Below are 25,299 nucleotides of genomic sequence, written 5' to 3'. Positions count from 1 at the left end.
ATCCTAACTTCCCGTGTATTGGATTTAAAATACATAAATAAGCTTATTGCCGAACTCTAATTGGATCCAAACAGAAAGCGTATTTATCTATTATGTTCGATTAGTTTTTTATATGAACTAAGATTTATCTATTTTGGTAATAGAATCAAAACATGAAATTATGAGAAATCTGATTAGCAAGACCTTAGCAACAGTTGCCGTCGCAGCATCATCGCTCTTTTTATTATCGTCCTGCGGTAATAGTGGGCAGTCAAATTCAGCAGAATCTACAGACAGTACTGCGACCGAAAACTTAGAACTGTCTCTTTCACTTGAATGGAAGACCGATTCAACATTCACAGGATCGGAGTCCGCACTCTACTATGCACCTAACAACATCATTTATCTTTCGTGCGGAAATACAGATCCTTCAGCGAAAGATGGTGACGGGTTTATCGCTCTTCTGCACCCTGATGGAACTGTAAAAAACAAAGATTGGGTAACCGGACTAGATGCTCCACGCGGAATGGCCATAATGAATGATAAACTATATGTTACGGATATCGATGTGGTACATGTGATCAACATCGAATCGGCAGAGATAGAACAGACGATCCCTGTTGAAGGAGCTGTATTTCTGAACGATTTGGCGACGAACGGCGAGTCTATTTTCTTTTCGGACTCTAGAACCGGAGTCATCCATGCGTTAAACGAGGCTGGTGAAGTTACCGCTGTGGTTACAGGTGCCGAAGGCATCAACGGTCTTGAATGTTACAATGGGGACCTTTACAGTCTTGATGCAGAGGGTTTAAAAAGATATGATTCGGATTATACCAGTATGCTGATTAACTCGGAAGTTACAGGTGGTGATGGTCTCGTTATATTGGGCGATAGCACCTTTATTGCTAGCCGCTGGGAAGGTGAAATATATTATATAAACGGACAGGAAACCACGCTTCTTTTAGATACAAAAGGAGAAGAATCAAAGACGGCTGATATTGGCTTTATTGAGGAAATGAACATGGTACTGGTTCCAACCTTTACAAAAAATGAGTTAGCTGCTTATCGTCTTGAGTAATACATTTTACTTTTACCAAAAAACAAGAAACCCGGCACATATGTACCGGGTTTCTTATTTTAGATATACTTATGAAAAATTATTTCCCAATTCTATATAACCTACCTTGGTCGGTGACCGCATATAATGCTCCGTCTTCACCTTGCGTAATATCTCTAAACCGTTGTACCTCGTCAACTAATAAGCGCTCTTCCCCAACTACTTTGTTATCCTCAATTACCAAACGAGCGATGTGTGTTCCACTCAAAGCAGCGATAAATAAGTTATTTTCCCATTCAGGGATATTGTTCCCGGCATAAAAGGTTATTCCACTAGGTGAAATCACCGGATCCCAATAATACACCGGTTGCTCCATACCTTCTTTTTGCTGGATCGGCTCTCCAATAATCTCCCCACTATACTCAAGGCCGTAGGTAATTGTTGGCCAACCGTAGTTTAAACCCGGCTTAACCAAATTCACTTCATCACCGCCGCGTGGACCAAATTCTGTTTCCCATAAATCGCCTGTTACTGGATGGAATGCCAAACCTTGAACATTACGATGTCCATACGAATATATTTCTGGTCGCGCTTCACTGTTTCCTTCGAAAGGGTTACCATCAGCCGGCTCACCATCAGTCGTTATACGGATAATTTTACCTAAAGAAGTTTGTAGATCTTGTGCCAAGGGTCTTGTCTCTAGGTCAGAACGCTCTCCAGTACTGAAAATGATGTTTCCTGATTTATCGAACAAGATTCTACCGCCGTAATGTAACTCACTCTTGTGTCCCGGTGTTGCGCGATAGATAACTTCAGCGTTTTCAATCGTCTTTTCATCGTCAGCCAGCCTCCCTTTTGCTACGGCAGTTAAGTTTTTACCATCCGTCTCTTCAGAGAACGTCCAATATACCATCCGATTATCCGAGAAGTCCGGGTCAATTGTCAAGCCTAACAGTCCACCTTGGCGACCATCATTGACTTCTGGTATGCCAGTAATTTTTTCACTTAATGTTCCGTCTTGACTAGCGATCCGCATCGTACCACCCTTCTCGGTTATCAGAAGACGCCCATCAGGAAGACTTGTAACGCCCCAAGGACTGTCTAAACCATCGCTAAGCACTTGAACCGAATAATCCGAAGTTGTTTTAACGCCGGCTATGCGAGTCTGTCCTTCAAAAGCCGGTTGATAGCTTGTGTTAGCTGAGTCAGTCTCTACTGGGTCGTACTTGGTTGTGTCGCCGACTACAGCTGTACTATCCTGAGACCCGTTATCATTTGCAGCGGAATTACATGCTGCTAGCGAGAACACCAAACCGGTGGCTACGCCAAATAGTTTTAAATTAGTAGGTAAAGAAGTCATGAAGTGATGTTTTGTTGTTAATTTATATGATGCAAAATACGTCGTTAATAACGTAAAAATAAGCTTTTTGTTTTATTAATCTGTTTTCAAGTCAATAACGCCGCCTTTGTCGAACAAATAATGTGAAATAAAATAGCCCTGAAGGCTTTCATCACCAAGCGTTATGCCCTTCAATTCTCGACCGCCGGATGAATTTCGTATAATAATAGGTTTCTTTCCTTTAACTTCCCATTTTACTTCATCAAATATAGGTACAGTTAGTAAATAATTGGCATCCGCAGTAGAAAATGGATAAAGACCACCCGCACTGAAAACATACCACGAAGACATTTCACCTGCATCATCCATTCCACCTAAAGCTAATCCAAATTCACCAGCTCCATAAAAGCGTTCGAAAATACGATCCAATATCGCTTGTGATTTCTCTGGCTTATCGATAAAGTAATACGCGAACGGGGCTTCGTGATCCGGTTGGTTTCCATGCGAATATTGACCAATAAAGCCGGAAATATTTCTGGCGATATAACGAGGGTTCCATGGCACTGTAAACAGGGAATCCAACTTATCTTCAAAAGCTTGTTCCCCTCCATACAGCTCGATCAACCCTGGCATATCATGATTCACATAAAAAGATACCTGCCAGGCATTGGCTTCACGATACATGTATTCATAATACGGGTATTGTGGGTTAAACGGATTAATCCAGTCGCCATTAGCCAAACGTCCACGCATAAAGTTAGTCGACTTATCAAAAACATTACGATAGTTTTGCGATCTTTCTTGCAAATCGATAAAGTGTTTTTCGTCGCCTAGACTTTTCGCCAAGAGAGATAAAGCATAATCATCATGGGCGTATTCAAGTGTCTTCGACACTCCTGCCTTCGCCTTCGTTTCTACATGTGGTTTTTTAACATCAGGGTCACTGATAAAACCCTTTTCAATATACTCCTTGATATGTGGCCGTGCGCCCTTCTGTTTATAAGCATTGTTCAATAAAAGTTGGTATGCATTGTTTACATTAAAATCGCCAATCCCTCTAAAGTAACTTCCGGCAATAAACGGCGCTGCATGATCTCCGTGAAAGAAAGTCGGAATAAAACCAGTTATATTTCCTCTGTCAATAAGCGATTTAATGACATCGTTCGTCACGTCGGGTCTGATTAGACCCAATAAAACCAATTTGTTACGGTAGGTATCCCATAATGCTGGGGTTGTATAATAATTAAATTCCTCTTGCCGTACTTTTCTAGCAGCATCAACAAACTGCCCGTTTACATCGCTGCGTAGGGCTGGCCATAAGAATGATCGGTAAAGCGAGGAATAAAACAACTCCCGTTGCTTCTGAGTCCCGCCTTTCACCTGAATCTGAGAAAGGAGGTCGTTCCAAACTCTTTTCCCAGCATCATGAATCTCATTAAAAGTACGCTCCCCTACTTCAGTCTTAAGATTTTCTGCTGCATTCTCAATACTTACGAATGATAAACCTATCTTTAGTAATACCGGATCTGGATTTTTATCACTCAATGTTATGAAGGCATAGCCCTTCCGATCGCCTGGCCTAACCACCTCCAATTCATCGATATGATGATTAAGCTCGGCATAAAAGTAAATAGGACCATGACCTATTTGTTGAAATCCTTGAAGAGTATTTCCCTTTTTGGTGATTTCCCAATTTTGAACTCCATGATTCGCACGCGCCAGATCAAATAGGATTTTTCTATCCGACTGGTCGGCATAGGTGTATTCATGAACACCCGCTCTAAGTGTGGAGGTTAAGCGTACATCAACTTTATAGTCATCAAGATGTACTTGATAAAAAGCTGGTGACGCACTTTCGCTTTTTTTCGAATATTTGGATTTGAAAGGACGGGCCATTTCACCTGAAATTGGCAAAATAGGTATATTCATCTGGTCCCAATGCCCTTTATTGGTATGTGCAAAACCCAAAATTTCATCATCTTCATATTCATACCCTGCCCCACTTCCATATTCCGTTACGGGACTTAACTGCACCATCGCATTGGGTAATGACGAGCCTGGAAAAACCAAGCCGGCCCATACACGCCATCCTTCAGGCGGCGTGTAGCCAATGATTTCAGGATCCAGCAAAGGCGCTGTACCTAAAAAAGGATTCACATACGAGGTTAGATCATTCGTGCTTTCTCGGGCAGATTGCTTTTTAACGCCGCACCCAAGAAACAAAGAACTGAAAGCCAGGACTAATAATAGATTCTTCAAAGACATAGATTCGTATAGTTGTTTCACGAATATACATCAAACATTGAAAAAATTGCAATTAAAATCGTTTTAGCTTATACTTATGCTAACAAATCAGCTAATTGATTCAAACAAGCCGTGTAACCCTCCACAAAGCCCATATTCAAGTTCCCATCCAAGTCCTCTTCACTATCAAATGATATATCTACTTGATAACGAGTTGAACTTCCTTGATCGATAAATTTATTATGCCAGGTAGCTTGGGGCATATCTTGATTTATATTCCCTTTATCATCGCTAAAAGCGTCCTTCGCGGTATACGATTTCATAGGGTCAATTGAAATATAGTCAACGATCGACCAATGCTTCTCGCCTTCGGGTCCGACCATGGCAAATAACCAACGTCCCCTTTCGTTAAAATCCAATTGTTTACTTTCTACTTTCCAAGGTTCTGGTGCAAACCATCGGCTAAGCTGTTCCTCTTTTGTAAATGCATCCCATACTTTATCTAAGGGAGCAGGGAATTCCTTTTCGACATGTATTTTTCTGTTGGCATGGTCAACAGAGAAAACAAATTCTTGTTTTTTGTCCATTATGTAATCTTTTAGATTGTTGTTAATCTCTAATACCAAATTTCTCAGAATTGTTTGGTTTTCAGGCTGTGTCATTCCGACAATCCAAGCGGTAAATTACGACAATACACAAAAAAATTACACAAACGGTTGTGTTTTATAATCGCTTTTATATGATTTAATAAAAAGTTAACATTGCTTTTAGAATGAAGAAAAACACTGATTTATGAAAAGAAATGATTACAATTTTTGTTTTCAAAAGAGACTGATTCCTATTGTGACTTTTTTGTTTCTAGGAAGTAGCATTGTTTCAGCAAGCGACTTAAAAGCCCTTGAGAAAAGTACCTTAGGATTATCGATTGAAAACCTGAAACAATCAATGATCCGCGGACGGGTAATGTCCGCAGGCGAATCGCTTCCAGGGGTAACGGTTTCGATTAAGGATCAACCAATACAAGCGACTGCAACTGATATGGAGGGAAATTTCAGTCTAGAAGCACCGGTTGGCAGCACCCTAGTTTTCCAGATGGTCGGCTTCGAGACGGTTGAAGTTTCCGCAACTAGCCAAACCATGACAATCAACATGAACCCGTCGATTACTTCACTCGATGAAATTGTAGTAACGGGGTATTCTACGCAAAAAAAGGAAAACATCACTGCTTCGGTGGCTACCGTTGACGGAGATGATTTACGAGATGTATCATCGCCAAGTGTCGGCAATATGCTGCAAGGAAAAGTTGCCGGTGTAGATGTGGTCAGCTCAACAGGTAGGCCGGGCGATAATCCGAACATCCGTATCCGAGGTAGAAGCTCGATTTATTCTGACATCTCTCCATTATGGGTTGTAGATGGTGTGATTCAGCATGGCGTACCAAACATTAACCCGAACGACGTAGAAAGTATGTCTGTTCTAAAAGATGCGGCAGCGACAACACAGTATGGTTCCAGAGGTACGAATGGAGTCATTGTCGTTACAACCAAAAGAGCCAAGGCCGGAGAAGGGACGCTCAATGTGAATTTAAAAAGTGGAATCTCGCAATTCAACCACGGCAACTTCAAATTAATGAATAGCCAACAAATTTACGACACCTTTCAGCAATTTAGAAATCAGTCGGACATCCCAGCAAATATAACTAAGGATGTTCTTGCGAACGACTTTAACTGGGTCGACAATGGCACGCAAGATGCCGCTATGCATGATCTCAGTGTTTCATACGTGGCTAGAACCGACAAGGCTTCTGTCTACTTTGGTGGCAACTATTTCACCGAAGAGGGAACTGTTAAAGGATACCAATACGACCGCTGGGCCGGGCGCTTAAATATTGATTATTTTATCAACGACCGGATAACCTTTAAACCGAAGGTAAATGCTACGTATACCAGCAATGATAATGCGCAACATAGCTTGTATCAGATGTATCTAAATCTTCCTTGGGATAATCCGTTCGATGCTTCCGGCAAGCTGGTCACTCCACGAATCCAGGACATCAATTGGTATGGTCGTGACGACAACAACTATTTATACGACCTACAATGGAATTACGGAAATGGTGAAATTTTTGACATACAGATCAATGCAGATTTCGACGTGAAGATTAACGACCATTTCACGTTTGTGTCAACTAATAACTTCGCATATTATAACTCAAATTCTTTCTCCTACACGGATCCTAGCTCTGTTGGTGGCTTGGCAACGCAGGGCTCCATCTATAATAGTAACGGTCGCCGAAATGTCCGTTTCACCAATCAGATGCTGAAATTTGATCGATCATTTGGAGATCACAACGTGAACGCATTCGCCGCCTATGAGTATATGGACTATGTGTATAAAGATATGGGTGCAACCGGTATCGGGATTGTAGCCGGCTCTGAAATTCTTAACAACACTTCAGAACCACAAGATATCAGTGGAACGAAAAACGATTACGCAGCCAATTCAGGAATCATCAACGTTGCATACAACTATGCAGACAAATACAATGCGCAAGCCTCCTATCGTATCGACGGGTCTTCACGCTTCGGTGGCGAAAAACAATACGGTAGTTTTTATGCAGTGAGTGGAGCATGGAATGTGCATCGAGAGGATTTTTTCCAGTTGGATCGTTTTGACTATTTAAGACTTAAAGCTTCCTACGGACTAGTCGGAAACGTTCCGACTGCACTCTATGGATCGTATGATCTATTTAACTTAAACGCCCAGTATAATGGTGCACCGGCAGCCTATCCCGGTCAACTGGGCAATTCCCTACTCACCTGGGAAACCTCTAAAGATTTTAACCTAGGTTTAGAGTTTGGCCTCATGAGGAGATTTACTTTTACAGCAGATTATTATAATAAAAACACAGACGGATTATTACACTTTGTCGCGTTACCTGCGACGGCCGGATATTCCGGATATTATGAAAACATCGGTGCTGTTAGCAACAAGGGTATTGAGTTTGCCATCGGTGCGAATATCTTTAACCCGGAAAGCCCATTTCAATGGCGTATAGATGTGAACTTCGCGAGAAACATCAACCGTATCGAAGAACTTGTAGACGGCAAAGATCAGCCCGCAGGTAACAAACGCTACTCAGAGGGACGTGATATCGACTCGTGGTATATGAGGAAATGGGCAGGTGTTGACCCTGAAAATGGCGATCCACTTTGGGAAGTAATTGATTCGGAGTCCGGTGCAGTGACAACAACCAACAACTACAACAGTGCGTCGCTTCAATTTGTTGGTACTTCCACACCCGACTTTTTAGGAGGATTCGCATCTGCCATGCAGTTCAAGAATTTCTATTTGAACGCGAGCTTCGCTTTCAACAAAGGTGCTTACGCCTATAATGCAGGTCGTGAGCTATTTGATAGTGACGGAGCTTATCCTTTTTACAACCAAATGGTTCTTCAAGATGGGTGGTCGAGATGGTCTGAAAGTAACCCCAACGCCACTCACCCGGTGGCTGTATATAATGGCGGCACAAATTCAAACAAAACTTCATCTCGTTACTTAGAAGACGCCTCATTTATCAGATTAAGGAACATAACACTAGGTTACTCGTTTCCGGAATCCATCACTTCAAAACTGAATGTAAAAGGACTCGGAGCTTATATATCAGGAGATAACCTGTGGATATCAACTAAATTTTCAGGTATAGATCCAGAAGCCGCGCTGTATGGCGATGCAACGTCACAGTATCCTTCACCTAAACGTCTAACCTTCGGACTAAACGTATCTTTCTAAAATGACTAACATGAAGAAACTATCAAAATACATCATAGCAATCGGCCTTTTTGCAAGCTCTTGCAGTCTGGACCGAACACCTTATGACGCTTTACCAGCTGATGATCTGGATGACATTCAGGGCAGCGTGGAGTCGATCACTTTGGGCAACTACAGTCGCTTAAAAGACTGGGTGAATAATTGGCACCGAGTAGTAGAATACCCTGGAGACAATGTAGCACTCAGTGGAACTACAACGGATAACTTATTCTATTCATATAACTACCAGCGGCTGGTAACCAACGCAAGAGTAAACGACTTTTGGGAACAATCGTACAAAAATATAGTAGGAACGAACATTGTTCTTGAAAAACTACAAGAGGGTGAAAGCATGGAAAACGATCAATTGATCGCAGAAAACCTTTACCTCCGCTCAATGCTTTATTTCTATTTAACGAATGTATTCGGTCGCCCTTATGTTCAAGGTCCTGAAAATATGGGAGTGCCGATTAAACTATCGAGTGATGTTGATGAAAACCCAGCTCGGTCCAGCGTAGGCGAAGTATATGCACAAATAGAAAAGGACCTGTTGAAAGCAGAGTCACTTTTCAATACGTCTAAGGCCAATGTATACGCATCCAAAGAAGCGGCTCAAGCATTATTAGCGCGTGTCTATCTTTATAAAGGCGAAAACCAAAAAGCAATTGAATATGCTGATAAAGTTATCAATTCAGGTCGGTTTACGCTCCTGTCCACTGCGGAGCTGCCTAATATGTCTGTGAAGGTCCCGGAAGATAATAGTGAAACAATCTTCGCTATTAAATTTGTTAAAGACGCTGATTATCCAAATAACGGATGGTACACCGTCGGCTCTATGTATGCAACCATACAGGGGGCCGGCTGGGGCGAAATGTATGCCTCTAGACCATACTTAGAGCTCGTAAGGAAATATCCCAGCGATAGAAGGAACGCTTTCATCGATCCGGTGGTAAAAGACGCAGCTGTGACGATGGCCTATTATGTGAACGATCAGTATACCTACCAAGGAGTAGAAGTGACCAAAAATGGCGACGATTATCGCTACACAGAAAACGGCACACAAAAGACACTGATAAAGAGTCCAAATGGTGCAGGTGATTATGAATACGCTATCAATATCGGTGGTAAAACTCGCTCTGTGTTAATCGACAAGCAGCTCGACGACCGCAATGGCTATTTAAAATACTTCATAAATAAATGTTCAGGTCAAGAGGGACAGGCTCATTTATGGTCGCCAATCATCTCAAGGCTAGCTGAAATGTATTTAATCCGGGCGGAGGCTAATGCGAAACTAGGAAATGTCAATGCCGCATTGGAAGATGTGAACATCATTAGAAAACGCGCAGGAATACCGGAAGCAGGTCTTTATACTGCAGCTTCCTTAGGGAATAAAACAGCGCTAGATGTTGTTCTGGAAGAAAGACAGTTAGAGCTTGCATGGGAAGGCCACCGCAAGTTTGATATCTTCAGAAATAGCCGAACGCTCAATCGTCAATATCCAGGAACACACTTGTCGGGAGCAAATCCGAAGTTTACCATCGCTCCGACTTCCCCGGATATTGTCGACTATATTCCGGAGTCGCAAATTGTGATTTCAGGTGGGGTTCTGATACAAAACCCATAAAAATCTAACTGTTAAATCAGCTGAAAATGTTACAAGGGCTGCAGGCGTAAAACCTAGCAGCCCTTGTCTTTTGGCATAATGCTTGTCTTTCTAGTGATTAAACAAGAAGGATTAATTATGAAAAAGATTAAATTACTAGGCGCTATGATCATTGCTATTATGATGGTCACCGCGGTTGCTTGTAGCAAAGATGATGACCCAGCAGATAATGATTTTTTTGTTGGCACGTATGATGGTGATATTTCTTTTAACGACGGAAGTGAAACCATTATAGACGATGACGGCCGCGTTACGGTTGTAAAAGTTGGTGACAGTTATTCATTTGATTTTGGAAGTGGCATTCCTAACATCACGGGAGTAAAGTTCCAAGAGAGTGGCGATAATACCTATACAAGTATAGGTGATGGTGTTGCGGGTATCACCATTGATGCAAACTCATTGACGATGCTTGTAATCAATACCGAAGGTACGTGGACGGCAGACTGTACGCGGTAGTCGCACCACAAAATCCTTAAAAAGAATGCCTCTGATTTTCAATCAGAGGCATTCTTTTTAAGGTCAAGTTCTACTACAAAGTAAAACCGGTCTCTACCCATGGCTCAACCGAATTCAAATGGGTTAGATCTGCATTAGCTCGCCCTCTCAAATCTTGAAAACAGCTTTGCGGTTCGATGTAGTGAAGATTCATTGAATTAAAGTCCTCTTTTGATACATTCATCGAGATCAAACAGATTAGATCCTGCCCTTCTCTTGCATTCCGGACCCAACCGTTATAAACAAATTGATTTACGTTTCCCGGCAAATCGGCTTCAAATATTTCATAAGCAGTTCGTAAAACCATTTTATAGACTGCATCATTATAAACCCTTGAAAATTGGCGGTCAGAGAGGAGGTAATCTTTCAGTATACCACGGGGCGGGACAAACCGAACTTCCGAAACGCGAGGAACCTGCTCCGATGTAGGGATCAAATAATCGACCACCAAAAGTTTTTCGACAGCCCTATATTGAAGCTTAAAAAACTTCGAAACAAAATCGGGATAAGCTGAATAATGCAATATATAGTCGTAATAGCTGAGCACTGCATCTTCTTTGCCCTGTTGATAGTCTACTTCCCATCGGCTGACCGCTTCATTATGTTTGTTCTTCCGCTCGGCAAATTCCTTATGTGCAAGATGCCAACGATTGACTTCCTTTTCACATTTCTCGATCAGAGATTTCTTTTGTGCCTCCGCTTCAGCCAATTTCACTAAGTAATCATTCCCTAATTGTAGATTTTCGGCTTCGATCTTCTCAACTTCTTCCTCCCATCGAGCGTAGGTGCTTTGATATGCCGCCTGTGCTTCGGCTTTCTTGCGCTTGGCGCCGCTGCCTAGTAGTTTGTCGAAGAAACTTAATTTCGGTTCAAAATCCTCCTCTTTCGGTTTATTAGGCAGGTCTTTAAACAAAGGTTCCGTAGGAAAGGGAACTTGGTCGATTTCAGAAAGCAAGTCAGATTCAGGGTTAGGAACCGGGAACGTTGAATGGTTTTTCAGTTGGCTCCAATTTAGCTTGATATCCGTATTAAGCGACTCAGTAAGAATGTCCTTAACCAGCTTTAAGTTGGATTTTGCCAATGCAGTCAACTGGTCGGCTAGTTCATGGCTATATGGCTGTGCCGGTTCTGTGTCTATTTTATATTGTTCAGATTTCCATATCGCATCCCAAGTGGCGAATTGTTCTTTAATTCGAGCATCCAGGTTGCATTTGTCAAAGTCTTTTAACAAAAGACGTCTATTCAAACCGAGATGCTCTACCTCAGCGCAGTAACTTGGGATATAAGCCGAATGGTCAGTCCATTCATTGTAATGGTAATGGTCATTTTCATCAAAATTCATTCGTCGCAATTAACTTCTTAATCAACTGAAAGTGATATCTAATTTAACGAAAAAGCTGACAAATAAGTATTCTAAAATATCAAATCGTAGACATTAAACAGTTATTTTATTTTGATGATTTTACAATTATTTTTCGTATGCTTGCGTTTTTAATTAATATTACAAAATATAAACCCCAATTTTAAATCAATAAATTCCTATGGATGCTCAAAAAGTGGACATGTTCATCATGACAAATAATAAATTCTTTGAAGGTCATCAAATACCCTTAATTCGTGAAACGCTGATCAATGCAGATGAGTCGAAATGGATCGGATTGCAGTCCCTATCATTTAAGGACCCTACCATCAGCTTAATTGTTTCGCTACTAGGTGGTTCATTTGGCATAGACCGCTTCTTGATCGGTGACACGGGCTTAGGCATTGGGAAACTGCTGACTTGCGGAGGACTGGGCGTGTGGACTATTATTGATTGGTTTCTAATTATGGGCGCCACTCGAGAAAAAAATCTTGAGAAACTACACGAAGTGATATATTACAAATAGGGCAATGACAATAGAGAGAAATAAAATTTATACTATTTTATTTTTAGCATGTCTAGGTGGATTCACTTGGATTCTTGTCTCTGCAAATCATCTGGCCTCAACAGACGCAAGTGTCTGCATCGTAAAAAATGTGACCGGACTCCCCTGCCCTTCATGCGGGTCAACAAGATCGGTCCTATCACTTTTTCACGGCGACTTGGCAGGAGCGTTCTATTGGAATCCTTTAGGGTATATTATTACGATTACGATGATTGCCGCACCGCTGTGGATTCTTTTGGATATTATTCGTAAACAGGACAGTCTACATCGTTTTTACTGCAAAGTGGAATGTTTTATGCGACAAAAATCGGTCTTTATACCGTCCATTCTTCTCGTTGCAGCAAACTGGGTCTGGAATATTATGAAAGATTTATGATCCGCATCAAACAATTTGATTATAAGCCGAGTGAACATGAAGCCGAAAAAGCTTCGAACAGTTATTTGATTTCGCTGGTGACGGCAATCGCAGGGATGCCCTTGCCGATCGTAAACCTAATTGCAACCTTATTTTTTTATATAGCCAATAAAAAAGGGACATTCTTCGTACGTTGGCATTGCACACAAGCATTAGTTTCACAACTCTCTCTTCTTTTTATGAACAGTGCAGGTTTTTGGTGGACTGTCGGCATCATATTCGGCAATCAATCCATTAGCAATACCTATATTGCCTATATCATCACCATATTCTTATTCAATATGGGAGAGTTGATAGCGAGTATATACACCAGCATCAATACAAGGCGAGGCAAACATGTTAGCTGGTGGTTCTATGGAAACCTGACCGATCTTTTATGTAAAAATTAAGATGAGAAAGCTCTTTATCCAATTTCTATCAATTCTCGTATTATTCTTCGGAAGCTGGTTGCTATTAGGTCAGATTGATTGGATGCGAATACTAAAAGTAGAGCAACTTAGTGAGAAAACAGAGGAAAAGCTAGGGCAACTTTATTGGAACTACTTTAAAAATTCGCAAGAGGAGATTCTTGATGATGAAGTCTATAAACCTATCGATAGCATTTTTACAGTCCTATGTGACGCCAACGGAATTGATCGAGATGAGATAAAACTTCATATTTTAGACAACAGACAAGTAAATGCGTTCGCGTTACCAGGGAAACAGATCATTTTATTTTCCGGACTCATCTCAGATAGCCAAAACGAAGCAGAACTGGCTGGTGTGTTAGGTCATGAACTGGCACATATCCAAGAACAACATATTACAAAGAAATTGATCAAAGAAGTGGGGCTTTCCGTGTTGGTCTCTACTGCCACCGGAGGAAACGGCGAAATTGTACGCCAGTCTGCCAAGGTTTTGTCTTCGAGTGCTTACGATCGTAGCCTTGAGAAAACGGCCGATAAAAAGGCGATCGATTATCTGGAGAAGGCAGGCTTGCCTTTAAAACCTATGGCCGACTTCCTCTTACGCATGGAAGAAAATAGCGAAAAACTCCCTGAAAGCTTGGTCTGGGTCAGCACACATCCAGACGGCATGGCGCGCGTGGATTACATTCATGAATACATTAAGTCAAAATCGGAGTCCGACAGAACAATCTTAAATAGTTCTACTTGGAGTAAACTTCAAGACTTTTTGGATCCTGAAAAGTAGGCAGTTGCCGCCAAAAAAAAGCCCTGAAAACGTACATTTTCAGGGCCTGTTATAAACTCCAATTTTTAATTTATGGCTGTATGACAACTTTGTCCTTCGAATAGCTTTCTTGGTGAACGGAACCTACCGCTCTTCCCGATGGATCATTTTGGTTCTGGAACGATTCATCCCATGCTAAAGCTTCGGGTGTGCTACATGCTACGGAAGGTACCGAAGGAACCGTCATGGCTGCTGACTCTGACGGGAAATGCTCTGCAAAAATACTTCTGTATAAATACTCTTCCTTGTTACGTGGAGGATTGATTGGGAATTTAGTAGCCGCAACAGCTAGTTCCGCATCAGAAACTTTCTCCTCTGCCTGCTCTTTTAGCGTGTCAATCCAGCTATAACCCACACCGTCCGAAAACTGCTCTTTTTGTCTCCAAGCAATGCTATCTGGCAAATAGTCTTCAAAAGCCTTACGTAAAATCCATTTCTCAATACGACCGTCTTTGATCATTTTGCTCTCCGGATTTAGTCGCATAGCGATATCGATAAAGTCCTTATCTAAGAACGGCACCCGTCCTTCTATCCCCCAAGCGGCGAGCGACTTGTTAGCTCGTAAACAGTCATATAAATGCAGTTTACTCATCTTACGCACGGTTTCCTCATGGAACCTTTGAGCATCTGGCGCTTTATGAAAATATAAATAACCTCCGAAAAGTTCATCTGAGCCTTCACCTGAAAGTACCATCTTAATACCCATCGACTTGATTACCCTTGCCAGTAAATACATCGGCGTAGACGCTCTTATAGTTGTTACATCATACGTTTCTAAATGATAGATTACATCACGAACCGCATCAAGTCCTTCTTGAATAGAGAAGTTGATTTCATGGTGAATAGTACCGATATGATCCGCCGCCTTTTTTGCAGCAATCAAATCGGGCGAACCTTTCAAACCTACCGCAAAAGAGTGCAATTGTGGGTACCATGCATTTTCCATGTCATTCGACTCAATACGTTTAGATGCAAAAAGCTTGGTTACTGCGGCAATAATCGAAGAATCTAATCCGCCAGACAATAGTACACCATAAGGTACATCTGACATAAGCTGACGGTGTACTGCTTCTTCCAACCCCTTACGAAGATTGTCAATATCAGCATCATTATCTTTGATATTATCGTAGTCTTCCCAGTCACGCGTATACCACGGTTGAAAATGATTCCCATCTCCACTATAGATATAATGGCCGGGTTTGAATGTTTCTATTCGTACGCATCTTCCTTCTAAAGCCTTCAGCTCGGAAGCAACATAAAATGATCCCTCGGCATCCCATCCGATATACAAAGGGATAATACCGATATGATCGCGAGCGATAAAATACTCATCTCGCTCGATATCGTAAATAGCAAAACCGAAAATACCATTTAGCTCATCAAGAAAGGTTGGCCCTTTTTTCTGATACAAAGCTAATAGTATCTCGCTGTCCGTTTCCGTCCTAAACTCATATTCAGGGAATTGCGCACGAAGACTTTGGTGGTTATAAATTTCACCATTTGCAGCCAGGACCAATTTACCGTCAGAACTATATAAAGGCTGATTACCTGACTTCGGATCTACAATAGCCAGTCGTTCATGAGAAATAACTGCCTTTTCGTTACTGAAAATCCCAGACCAATCTGGGCCACGATGACGAATCTTTTTTGACATCTTTAGAACATCTGCTCTGATTTCTTCAGACCGTCCTTTTATATCAAATGCTCCAATTATACCGCACATATTATAATATTTTGTTAATCCTTAAACGCTACTTTTCTAATTTTTAAACAAATATAGCGCTTTAATATTTAAATTATCAAACAATTGACAAAATAAATATTAATTTAATAACATTTTTACAAATTCATTGATAAAATGATCAACAAACGATGCCAATAACCGAGTAAATACTATTTTCCGATTAAATTGAACAAGCGGCTCGGCTGATCGGTAGTAATGTATTCTACATCTTGATCAAGGAAGAACTGCATATCTTCCGCTGTGTTAACTGTCCATACGTTGATCGCCAGACCTAAATCATGTGCTTCTTTAATCCAGCTAGGATTCTTTTTATAGACTTTATGATTATAATCCAACCCAAAATATCCTGCGGCATGGGCTTCCGCCGGTGTCAGATCTCCATTTAAATAAGACACCTTGGCTTTCGGGTCGAGTTCTATTAATTTCTTACCTGCATCGTGACTGAAAACGATGTATTCGATCATCTTTTCAGCATTCAGCTCCTTTACAAGTGCTACCGTTAACTCAGCAGCTTTCAAGGTACGTTCCGTACTTATACGCGAGGTTTTTAATTCATAAATCAACTTTGTTTTCTTTCTTCCTTTCTGCTTCAATCCTTCAAGTATATATTCTCTAGCGGTTGGAATTTTCTCGCCATTCGGATGTTTCTTCGTCAAAAGCTCTTCATAGGTCGACTCCTCGATCTCTATCCCATAAAAATCATGATCATGGCATACTACCAGCACATCGTCTTTCGTCAGATGAACATCAAATTCGGAACCGAAACAATTGAGATCAATCGCTTTGTTTAATGACGCGAGTGAGTTTTGAGGAATCTGATCATCCCATCCTCCGCGATGGGCGATGACTTGGTTCTTGTTAAACTGAGCAAATGCGTGGCTTGAGACAAGCAACAAACCACAAACGAAAGTAAATAGCGTAAACTGTTTCATTGATTTTTTTTTCTGCTAAATTATCGATTATTATCGAATGTCATATATTAACTTTTTGCTTTTTAGTGGAAATCGAAACTAAATATAAGGTGATTACCGCTAAAGGGAAAGAAATAATAGCTGGATTTTCTAACTGATGAAGCGCATCAGCAGGACGTAAGCCGTAGCGTCCCCACATTGTAGGTGATGTAAGAATAATCGCCAATGATGAGACGATACCCATAACAATTGACCAGGAAATACCTTTTGCGGTCGTTTTTTTCCAAAATAAAAGGAACAAGATCGCCGGGAGATTAGCTGACGCAGCTATTGCAAAAGCCCAACCGACTAAAAAGGATACATTCATTCCCTTAAAAGCAATTCCCAACGCAATGGCAAATATACCGACACCAAAAGCAGCCAGCTTACCTGCCAGAACCTTGTTGCTATCACTCAGGTTTTTGTTAAAATAACCATCTAGCAAATCATGAGCTATCGCACCGGATGACGCGACGATCAATCCAGAGACCGTCCCTAAAACTGTGGCAAATGCTATGGCTGAAATCACCGAGAAGAGGACAACCCCAAACGCTTTTGCTAATAGAGGTGCTGCCATGTTACTAGATTCAACGTCCATAACGCCATTGACCGCAGCTCCAATTCCTAAATACAAAGTCAATAAATAGAACGCGCCAATAGCCGCAATGGCTAAGATGGTCGACTTCCTTGCGTCACGTGGGGAATTCACCGTATAATAGCGAATTAGGATATGAGGCAATGCTGCTGTTCCCAAAAACAGAGCCATCATAAGTGAAATAAAGTCCATTTTGCTCCACCAACTCGCGCCTTTTCCTATTTTATACTTCAGCCCAGGGAGCATGAAGCTTTCTCCTGAAGTTTCTTGAGGATAGTACAAGGACACCTCTTGATTGTTGCTGGTAAATTTTACATTGAGAAAGCGAACAACCTCACTATTCTTGATAATATTCAAAAATTGAATCGGGTTTACAGAGCCACTGCTTTCAACCTCTTCACCGTTGACTACCACCTTACTCAAATGACCTACCTGGTAAAAATTACCGTTCTCTTTGGGTTCTCCATTATAAAGCTGCATGCCGCTTTCATCTGTAGTGATTGACAAGGCTTCGTTTAATATAGGTTCCCCCTCCATTTTGTTAAGTAAAAACCATCGCTGGATACCATCCTTTTCAAGGTTTACAAATTCTTTACCCTGTACATTATGCTGGGAAAGCACATTCCAATCGGTAACCGACTCTACTTGGTCTCCATTCATGACCGGGACCAATTCAACGAAATCATGGTAGGGTTTTCCTTCATGATCAGGGTTCAGCGTAAACCCGTTTTTCATGATATAAAAGGATAAAATCCCGGAAAGTAAAATTAACAGGCCACCCTTTAAGAACTGAACATAGGTTGTGGATGTCATCCCAGCTGTCGCCACAATGAGGATTACAATCACGCCCACAATCAACACCCCTACCCAATGCGGGAAGCCTAGTAGTGGAGTTACCAAATCTCCCGCACCCACCATTTGGGGTATTAAATAAAATATGGAGACAATTAACGTACTAATAGATGCCGTTAACGTTACCAGCCGTGATTTAAAAGTAGAATTAAGCGCATCTGAAAACGTGTACTTTCCTAATTTCTTAAACGGTTCGGCCACAAGGAAGAGGGCAACCATCCATCCCGCTAAAAAGCCGATAGCATATAAAAAACCGTCATAACCAGAGGTCGCTATCATCCCACAGATGCCCAAGAAAGATGCAGCTGATAGATAATCTCCGGCAAATGCTATTCCGTTAACCGACCAGTGAATCTGTCCTCCCGCCGCATAATATGATGAAGCCGATTTCGTCTTTTTACCAAAATAAAACGACAACCCTAATACAAGGCCGACAAAGCCGACAAAAAACACAATAGCCGTGTAGGATACATCGTAGATCATGCCTGCTCACTCCTTTCAGCTAATTCCTTTTCAGCTTCATCCTCGTAACGAGAACAAAAGAAATTATAGAGCCCCCCAAGCAGTACGGCGAAAACAATCAACGCAATACCGTAGAGTGTCGCTAGGTTTAATCCCCACAAAGTTTCAACAGCAAGCAATTCGTAATTGACTACCCCGATAATTACAAATCCACCGTATAGAAAGAAATAGATAAAGAAAAATAAAATACCAAGACGAGACTTTTTTTTAGATGCATAGTCTTCGTTAACACTTGTACTAGGCTTGTGCAACATACTTTAGGTTTTAGAGTAATAAAAAAGGTTTAGATAATAAATATCATAATTTTTTTTATAAATCAATCATGATTTGACAATTATCTAAACCTTCTTGTATGAAGCTTCAAAAACCTAATATAGCCTTAGGCTAAAAACATCGCTTATAGAAAGCTAATCCTTCGCTAGCCAATTCATCGGCGCTATTTGCCAGCGGTCGCCAAATACTAGCAGCTCTGGCTAATTCCTTTGAGGGCGCGCCGAAAGTTTCGATCACGATGGCGCCATCATACTGAATGTCATTAAGTGCTTCTTGAATACCCTCCCAATCAAGGTTACCCGTACCGGGCGTACCTCGATCCGACTCGTTCCCTTGAACATGACACAGATCCTTTCCAATCTTGCGGATAGTTTCTGGAATACTCTTTTCTTCAATGTTGCAATGGAAGGTATCAAGCAATATTTTTAAATACGGGCTGTCAACTTCCTTAATCAATGAAAGTGCTTGGTCTCCCGTATTAATCATATCAGTTTCAAAACGATTGAGCGGCTCTAAGCCCAAGACAATACCATATCGCTCGGCAAATTTTGCCGCTTCAAACAGATTTTCGATACACCAGTCTCTTTCCTTTTTCTTTTGCTCGTCAGAGACAACACGAGTTTTTCCGACCGCAGAATAGAGAGGCCCACCAAATACGGGGCTTTCCATTTCGTTGGCTATCTGAACGCAGTCTTTAATATACGATAAGCCCGTCTTTCTAAATTCCGGATCGTCGCTTGCGATATCGCGTTCTGTACCGAAAGCTCCGCTTATGGTGACACTCAAACCGACCTCATCAGTAAGCTTTTTCAGTCTTGCCCAATCGATAATGTCCTTATCTTCTACAGCTACCTCAATGATGTCATAGCCCATATCTTTAATCTTATGGACCAAATCGAACGACGCCGTGTTAAACGGAGAGACCCACACGAATGTACTCACCCCAAATTTCATAGTTCTTCTTTTATTTATTTGACAATCTGTTTATAGTTCAAAATCAGGAATTTCTACGCGCACACCGCCTTTCATCGCAGATTCATGTGCACAAATACCTGCACAGGTATAGTTTGCAGCTACATCAGCATCTACAGCCGAGTTCCGTCCTTCAACTATAGCGGCCACAAACTCCTGAACTAAATGTGGGTGCGAGCCACCGTGTCCTGCTCCTTGTAAGAACGATACGTGATTTGGGTCATCAATTTTCTCTCTCTTTGTAAAATGTTTGATCGGCTCTATTAACAATTCATCTGTATCAGGCACATCAATTCGTTCGGCATTCTCACCGCCATCAAAGATCACATGATTTTCATCTTGAAGTTGTTCCCATTCGAACGACATTTTATCGCCATAAACATCATAGCTCTCACGGTACTGACGTACAACATCGAAAAGAGAGCGTGTAGCTTCGGCAACTACATCAGAGTTTTTCAACTTAAATGTAGCTGTCTCAACCGCATAGGGGGCATTGTATCGTTTCGCCAAATCTTCAGATAATTTACCTGAACCATGGCAAACTACCGACTCTGCTTTGGTATTGTTGATTCTCAAAAGTGGAGAAATCGCATGTGTTCCATTCAGCATCGGAGGGAAACCTTTCCAGTACTCGGCCCAACCTTCCATGCTCATGTCCTGGATGTGAGAGCCTCTAACAAATTGGATTCTTCCCAGTTCGCCTGTTTCAGCAAGTTTTAGACCATATAGGAACTCGCGAGTATACAAAGCGGTTTCCATCATCATGTATACTTTGTTCGCCTTTCTTTTGGCTTCAACAATAGCTTTGCAATCCTCAACGGTCATAGCCATCGGTATTGTACAGGCTGTATGCTTATTAGCGTTCAGGGAAGCTAAGGTCATCCGCGCGTGTTCAGGAACAGGAGTGACGATGTGAATAGCATCCACGTCGTCCCGCTTTGTCACGTCATCGAAATTGGTAAAACATAAATCATCATCAAGGTTGAATTTGTTTTTCAGTTCATTTAAGGTGTTCTCATTTCGTGTACAGATTCCGACAGCCTTAATGTTTGGATGCGCTTGATAAATTGCAATGAACTCTTTTCCAAAACCCATCCCGACGATAACAACCGTGATTTTTTTCTCTTCCATAGTTTTTCTTTTTTTGTTTATAATTTATTTATTAGCTGTCCACTTAACAGCATTTTTTAACATTATTTTATAATTATCCAAGTTATGAGCTTCTCCATCGTGACCTAAAGCAATTCCAACGATTCTGGCGTCAGCATTATTAACGATAAATACCGAAGGAAATGAATCACCAGACTCCTTATTCTTCGCTTCAGCTAACACTGTGACACCGGGTCCTGCTGCATCTACCTTTTGATAATAGAGTTCGTCCTTTAACTCGAATGTTTTATCTACGCCTTTTACAACTGGATGCTTTTTAACGATTGACACAGTAAACGCACCATATGGATCGTGTCCACGAGAACCGCCACTTACTAAGGTTTGATTGTATTCCGGCCAGTCTGCCCAGTTGTACCACAGAGCCGCATGAGCCAATACCAAACCCTTTCCAGCTTTTACAAAGTCAAAGATAGCTTCGCGAGTTGCCGGATCATTAATAGGTTGGTTATTCGTCAAAAGCAATACATCGACTGTCGACAGGTGATCGAGGATCTGACTAACGTCATCGGTATACGTCACTTCCGCAAAACCATCCTTTTCCAAGGTGGCTACATCAGCATCTTTATACCAGGTGTTGAAATCGTGTGATGCACCTCCGCCTACCATTAAAACACGAATGGGTGCTTTAGCATATGCGCCGGCATTGCCCACACCATAAGCGAGGATAACAAGCAGTAAGAGTCTGATCATGAAAGACCTGCGAATTAGATACTTTTTCATATATTCTTTATTTAGTTACACGAATAATACCATTCATACCTCTCCAGTGCCCCGGAAACGTACAAACGAATGGATAATCTCCCGGTGTACTCGGCACGGTAAATTCAATGGTATCCGATTCACCAGTCGACAACAACTTAGTTGAAAACAATACTTCAGGAACCCTCGGAACATATTGCAAATCGGCTGCGTTAGGATTTCTCAACATGGCATCAGCAGCTGCGCCTACCTTTTGAAGACTACCTGGTTTGATTATTAATAAATTATGCAACATACCGTCTGGATTAACAAATCGTAGAGAAACCCGATCACCAGCCTTTAAAGTAATCAATTTTTTGTCGTATTGCATAATATCTTTAACAACACTGATTGTCACCTTGGTTACTTTCGGCTTTTCTTTTACCGGTGCTGGCTTTTCTTTTTTAGGCTCCTCTTTCGGCTTTGGCTTTTCAACTGGGAATTCACTATTAAGTCCTTCAACAATCCTGTTCGTAAATGAACTGCTGGAAGCAGCATTCGCGCTTTGTGCTTGTCTAAAACCATCACGATGGACAACTGCTGCCGAATAAATTGCCTGTGACAACCACTTATCCGCTTCATTTTCTTTATCCAAACTAGCTTGATATACGAGCGCACCAGCCTGATTAGAAGCCGGAAGCAATGCAAGTTCAACAAATGTCGCCAAGCGGGTATTCAAGTTTGGATCTTCTAACAGGCCATGCTCTTGAATAGTCAAGATACCCTGTTCTGTTTTTGGAAAAACTTGAACCGCTGCTTTTCGAACACCTGCTGCGGGGTGATCTAATGCTTTCTCCGCAACAGCCAGCGCTTGCTCATTTGAACCATCTAAAGCACCCAAACCATGCAATGTCCACAATGCGTGTACCGCAGGGCTATTCAAGCCGATCTCGTCGACCGACTGGTCATTCACAATTTCATAAAGACCGGGAAGTGCATCTTGATTCTGTGATTCAACAATAAGTCGTTGAGCCGTTGTTCTCCAAAATTTATTATCATTCTTGATGGCTTCAACCAATCCTTCCAAATTATCTTTTGAGAGAGACATGGGTTCCTTTGCTTCGGAATCTTTGTACACAATCCGATAAATTCGACCATGATTAGTATCGCGCATTGGACTTGAGAATGCATTTCCCGGCCCTTTCGGTTGATCCTTAAATGGTAATACAAATTCAGCTGGAGCTTGCGCTGGAACAAAAACATTGTGTTGAATAATAAAATTATACCAATCAGCTACCCAAACAGCTCCATCTGGACCCACAGAAGACTGTACCGGACCAAACCATTCGTCTGAACTCGCTAATAAATTCCACCCGTCTTTTTCAGTAAATCCAGCACCGTCAGGTTCAATGATCGAATTGTGCACCAAACGAACCGTTGGTTCTGATACGAAAGCTATTCGGTTCCAATATTCCTTAGGAAAGTCACGAGCCGTATAGAAATCATGTCCAGCCGCCGCCGTAAAACCACCTACCACGTCTACTTGTCGCAGGTTTGGCGTCATCGTATGTAAATCATAGTGACCGTCTATCTTCTGCACCGCTGATATTCTAGGGTAATCTTCATTCTCAGGAAGCTTGTGTTTCAACAGCTGCTCAGGCATTGAATAGTAAGCGCTGTGCGTATTATTCGCAGTCGATATAAATACATTATTATCCTCTGTAAAGCCCAATCCCCAGGTATTATTGCTTGTCGGGGCAAGGAAATCAAAGTCACTTCCATCTGGATTGAAATGATAAACACCTTGTGAGAATTTCATCTTCTCCCCATCAATCTCGCCTTCGAAACCTGCATATCCGGTAACACCCCATATCTTATTATCAAAACCGTACAGCAAATTAGACGGTCCGGCGTGTGTGTCATTTTTGTTCCATCCAGTCATCAGAACTTCACGAACGTCTGCGACATCATCTCCGTCGGTGTCCTTTAAGAAAACAAAATCCGGAGCTTCAGACACAATTATCCCTCCGTTAGCAAATACGATACTTGTAGGAATATTCAAGCCGTCTGCAAACACGGTAAACTTATCTGCTTTACCATCGCCATCTGTGTCTTCACAGATTTTGATACGGTCGTTTGCTAAACCATCCGTTTCAACAAATGTATTCGGATAGTCTACCGACTCAACAATCCACAAGCGTCCACGTTCGTCCCACGCCATAGCGATCGGATTAATAATATCAGGTTCAGAAGCGAATAGCTCAATATCAAAATCGGCCAACACCTGTGTTAACTTCGTAGATTCTGAAGGTTCGAGAGCTTCTTGAATCGTAGGCACAATATGCCTTGCTGTATAATCAGAAATTGTGTCACTATCATAGATATCCACGTTTGGAATGTTCAATGCTTTCATCTCTGCAACCGCTTGATCGCCGACAGCCCAAAGCACTCCATTCCGAACAAGATTTAAAAACCCAATGTTTTTCCATGTTTTTTCATCATGTCCATAAGCAGTATAGAACACGCGACCCTTTCCTTGTTCTCGAACCCAGGTGTAAGGTTCGTGATGATCGCCTTCTACGCGTTCCATTAACACCGTTTTATCCGGATTAAGAGCTTGGTGAACATAGGTTTCGTCCCAAGTTTCGAACTCAGTTATACCCTGCATAACCGGGTGATCTGAGTTGACAATTGTACCCTTGAAGACACCTTCACCATGCGAAGCGAACTGGCCACCGACGGTTTGAATATACCATTCCGAGTTCTTAAAACAACCAGTTGCTGAATGAAGCGGGATGAGACCTTTTCCACCTTCAACGAATCCTTTTAACGCGGCCTCCTGACTAGCAGAAATAGTATCATGATTTGCATAGATGATGAGGCCGTCAAACTTTTCAAGGTTTTCTAGATTCAAATCAGCCAAATCGTCTGTATAGGTCATATTAATACCGCTCTGAAAGAGCTTAATCGCCAACCAAGGTGCATATCGATATGAATCGTGATGGGTACTTTTATGACCCAAAAAGAGAACTTCTATTCTCTTAGGATTAATCGGATCTTGCGATGTAGAGGTCGTATCCTGCTGAGAAACAACTTTAGGCGCACAAGCCGCAGCTACAAGCATTCCGATTAAAAAGAAGGATAAAATCAGTCTCGGTGTCCTTCTTCTTTTGTTAATTTGGTTTTTAAACATGGGGTTTTGTTAATTTATTTTAGTTAAGTCTTTGATTAGCATAATCACAGTTGTATCTTCTCGACATGAGAAAATATTACAATTCACACTGACCAGTTAATCGTTTTAGCTACTTGCATAGACACAATTAGTATTCTCTTTTTTAAATAGTTTCTTTTACGGTTATATTGTTTCTCACCAACGTAATCGATTA

The 25,299-nt window shown here is 41.6% G+C and carries 20 protein-coding genes; 8 read left to right on the top strand and 12 right to left on the bottom strand.

The genetic code is table 11. The features are described from left to right. Positions 1-160: 160 nt before the first annotated feature. Positions 161-1,057: a YncE family protein gene (locus WKR92_RS13380; RefSeq protein WP_375558341.1), complete on the top strand. Its 897-nt coding sequence runs from the start codon at positions 161-163 to the stop codon at positions 1,055-1,057. A gap of 79 nt (positions 1,058-1,136) precedes the next feature. Here WKR92_RS13380 and WKR92_RS13375 read toward each other — a convergent pair whose 3' ends face one another. From WKR92_RS13375 to WKR92_RS13365, 3 genes are all read right to left on the bottom strand, one after another. Continuing rightward, the gene (locus WKR92_RS13375; protein WP_375558340.1) at positions 1,137-2,396 is read right to left on the bottom strand and encodes a PQQ-dependent sugar dehydrogenase; all 1,260 of its coding nucleotides are present in this window, start codon (positions 2,394-2,396) and stop codon (positions 1,137-1,139) included. A 75-nt stretch (positions 2,397-2,471) separates the two neighbouring features. Then, positions 2,472-4,640, bottom strand: a complete 2,169-nt coding sequence (locus tag WKR92_RS13370) for a GH92 family glycosyl hydrolase (protein ID WP_375558339.1) — start codon at positions 4,638-4,640, stop codon at positions 2,472-2,474. Positions 4,641-4,714: 74 nt separating this feature from the next. Beyond that, positions 4,715-5,206 carry an SRPBCC family protein gene (locus WKR92_RS13365; protein ID WP_375558338.1) on the bottom strand — a complete coding sequence of 164 codons (492 nt, stop codon included), beginning with the start codon at positions 5,204-5,206 and terminating at the stop codon, positions 4,715-4,717. A 205-nt stretch (positions 5,207-5,411) separates the two neighbouring features. Here WKR92_RS13365 and WKR92_RS13360 point away from each other — a divergent pair, with 205 nt between their 5' ends. From WKR92_RS13360 to WKR92_RS13350, 3 genes are all read left to right on the top strand, one after another. After that, positions 5,412-8,411, top strand: a complete 3,000-nt coding sequence (locus WKR92_RS13360; RefSeq protein ID WP_375558337.1) for a SusC/RagA family TonB-linked outer membrane protein — start codon at positions 5,412-5,414, stop codon at positions 8,409-8,411. A gap of 10 nt (positions 8,412-8,421) precedes the next feature. Continuing rightward, positions 8,422-10,053: a RagB/SusD family nutrient uptake outer membrane protein gene (locus WKR92_RS13355; RefSeq protein ID WP_375558336.1), complete on the top strand. Its 1,632-nt coding sequence runs from the start codon at positions 8,422-8,424 to the stop codon at positions 10,051-10,053. Between the two features lie 117 nt (positions 10,054-10,170). Further along, positions 10,171-10,548, top strand: a complete 378-nt coding sequence (locus WKR92_RS13350) for a hypothetical protein (RefSeq protein WP_375558335.1) — start codon at positions 10,171-10,173, stop codon at positions 10,546-10,548. Between the two features lie 73 nt (positions 10,549-10,621). Here WKR92_RS13350 and WKR92_RS13345 read toward each other — a convergent pair whose 3' ends face one another. Beyond that, on the bottom strand, positions 10,622-11,929 hold the full coding sequence (locus WKR92_RS13345) for a hypothetical protein (RefSeq protein WP_375558334.1): 1,308 nt from the start codon (positions 11,927-11,929) through the stop codon (positions 10,622-10,624). 199 nt (positions 11,930-12,128) lie between these two features. On the opposite strand from WKR92_RS13345, the gene WKR92_RS13340 reads away from it, so the two are divergent. Genes WKR92_RS13340 through WKR92_RS13325 form a run of 4 tightly spaced genes read left to right on the top strand, consistent with a single transcriptional unit; the run spans position 12,129 to position 14,118 of the window. Beyond that, on the top strand, positions 12,129-12,473 hold the full coding sequence (locus tag WKR92_RS13340; RefSeq protein ID WP_375558333.1) for a TM2 domain-containing protein: 345 nt from the start codon (positions 12,129-12,131) through the stop codon (positions 12,471-12,473). Between the two features lie 4 nt (positions 12,474-12,477). Continuing rightward, positions 12,478-12,888: a DUF2752 domain-containing protein gene (locus WKR92_RS13335; protein WP_375558332.1), complete on the top strand. Its 411-nt coding sequence runs from the start codon at positions 12,478-12,480 to the stop codon at positions 12,886-12,888. Then, a complete protein-coding gene (locus tag WKR92_RS13330) occupies positions 12,885-13,316 on the top strand; it encodes a magnetosome magnetite crystal formation protein family (protein ID WP_375558331.1) in 432 nt (143 codons plus the stop codon). Before WKR92_RS13335 ends, WKR92_RS13330 begins: the two co-directional genes overlap by 4 nt. A gap of 1 nt (position 13,317) precedes the next feature. Then, on the top strand, positions 13,318-14,118 hold the full coding sequence (locus tag WKR92_RS13325; RefSeq protein WP_375558330.1) for a M48 family metallopeptidase: 801 nt from the start codon (positions 13,318-13,320) through the stop codon (positions 14,116-14,118). Positions 14,119-14,188: 70 nt separating this feature from the next. Here WKR92_RS13325 and asnB read toward each other — a convergent pair whose 3' ends face one another. From asnB to WKR92_RS13285, 8 genes are all read right to left on the bottom strand, one after another. Then, positions 14,189-15,880: an asparagine synthase B gene (gene asnB / locus WKR92_RS13320; protein WP_375558329.1), complete on the bottom strand. Its 1,692-nt coding sequence runs from the start codon at positions 15,878-15,880 to the stop codon at positions 14,189-14,191. A 170-nt stretch (positions 15,881-16,050) separates the two neighbouring features. Next, entirely contained in the window at positions 16,051-16,833 is a 783-nt protein-coding gene (locus WKR92_RS13315) for a glycerophosphodiester phosphodiesterase (RefSeq protein WP_375558328.1), read from the bottom strand. A gap of 40 nt (positions 16,834-16,873) precedes the next feature. Further along, positions 16,874-18,781, bottom strand: coding sequence for a sodium/solute symporter (locus WKR92_RS13310; protein WP_375558327.1), 1,908 nt, complete (start codon positions 18,779-18,781; stop codon positions 16,874-16,876). After that, the gene (locus tag WKR92_RS13305) at positions 18,778-19,074 is read right to left on the bottom strand and encodes a DUF485 domain-containing protein (protein ID WP_375558326.1); all 297 of its coding nucleotides are present in this window, start codon (positions 19,072-19,074) and stop codon (positions 18,778-18,780) included. The genes WKR92_RS13310 and WKR92_RS13305 overlap by 4 nt, the downstream gene beginning before the upstream one ends. Positions 19,075-19,204: 130 nt before the next feature. Then, entirely contained in the window at positions 19,205-20,047 is an 843-nt protein-coding gene (locus WKR92_RS13300; protein ID WP_375558325.1) for a sugar phosphate isomerase/epimerase family protein, read from the bottom strand. Between the two features lie 30 nt (positions 20,048-20,077). Further along, on the bottom strand, positions 20,078-21,196 hold the full coding sequence (locus tag WKR92_RS13295) for a Gfo/Idh/MocA family protein (protein WP_375558324.1): 1,119 nt from the start codon (positions 21,194-21,196) through the stop codon (positions 20,078-20,080). Positions 21,197-21,220: 24 nt separating this feature from the next. Continuing rightward, positions 21,221-21,955, bottom strand: coding sequence for a ThuA domain-containing protein (locus tag WKR92_RS13290; protein WP_375558323.1), 735 nt, complete (start codon positions 21,953-21,955; stop codon positions 21,221-21,223). 7 nt (positions 21,956-21,962) lie between these two features. Beyond that, positions 21,963-25,106 (bottom strand): PVC-type heme-binding CxxCH protein, encoded by a 3,144-nt coding sequence (locus WKR92_RS13285; RefSeq protein ID WP_375558322.1) that lies wholly within the window; start codon positions 25,104-25,106, stop codon positions 21,963-21,965. Between the last annotated feature and the right edge of the window lie 193 nt (positions 25,107-25,299).

This window comes from Albibacterium profundi (assembly GCF_042159835.1).
In the GTDB taxonomy this organism is placed as follows: domain Bacteria; phylum Bacteroidota; class Bacteroidia; order Sphingobacteriales; family Sphingobacteriaceae; genus Albibacterium; species Albibacterium profundi.
Note: the sequence above shows the minus strand (reverse complement) of the source record. Positions and strands in the feature narration are given on the sequence as shown.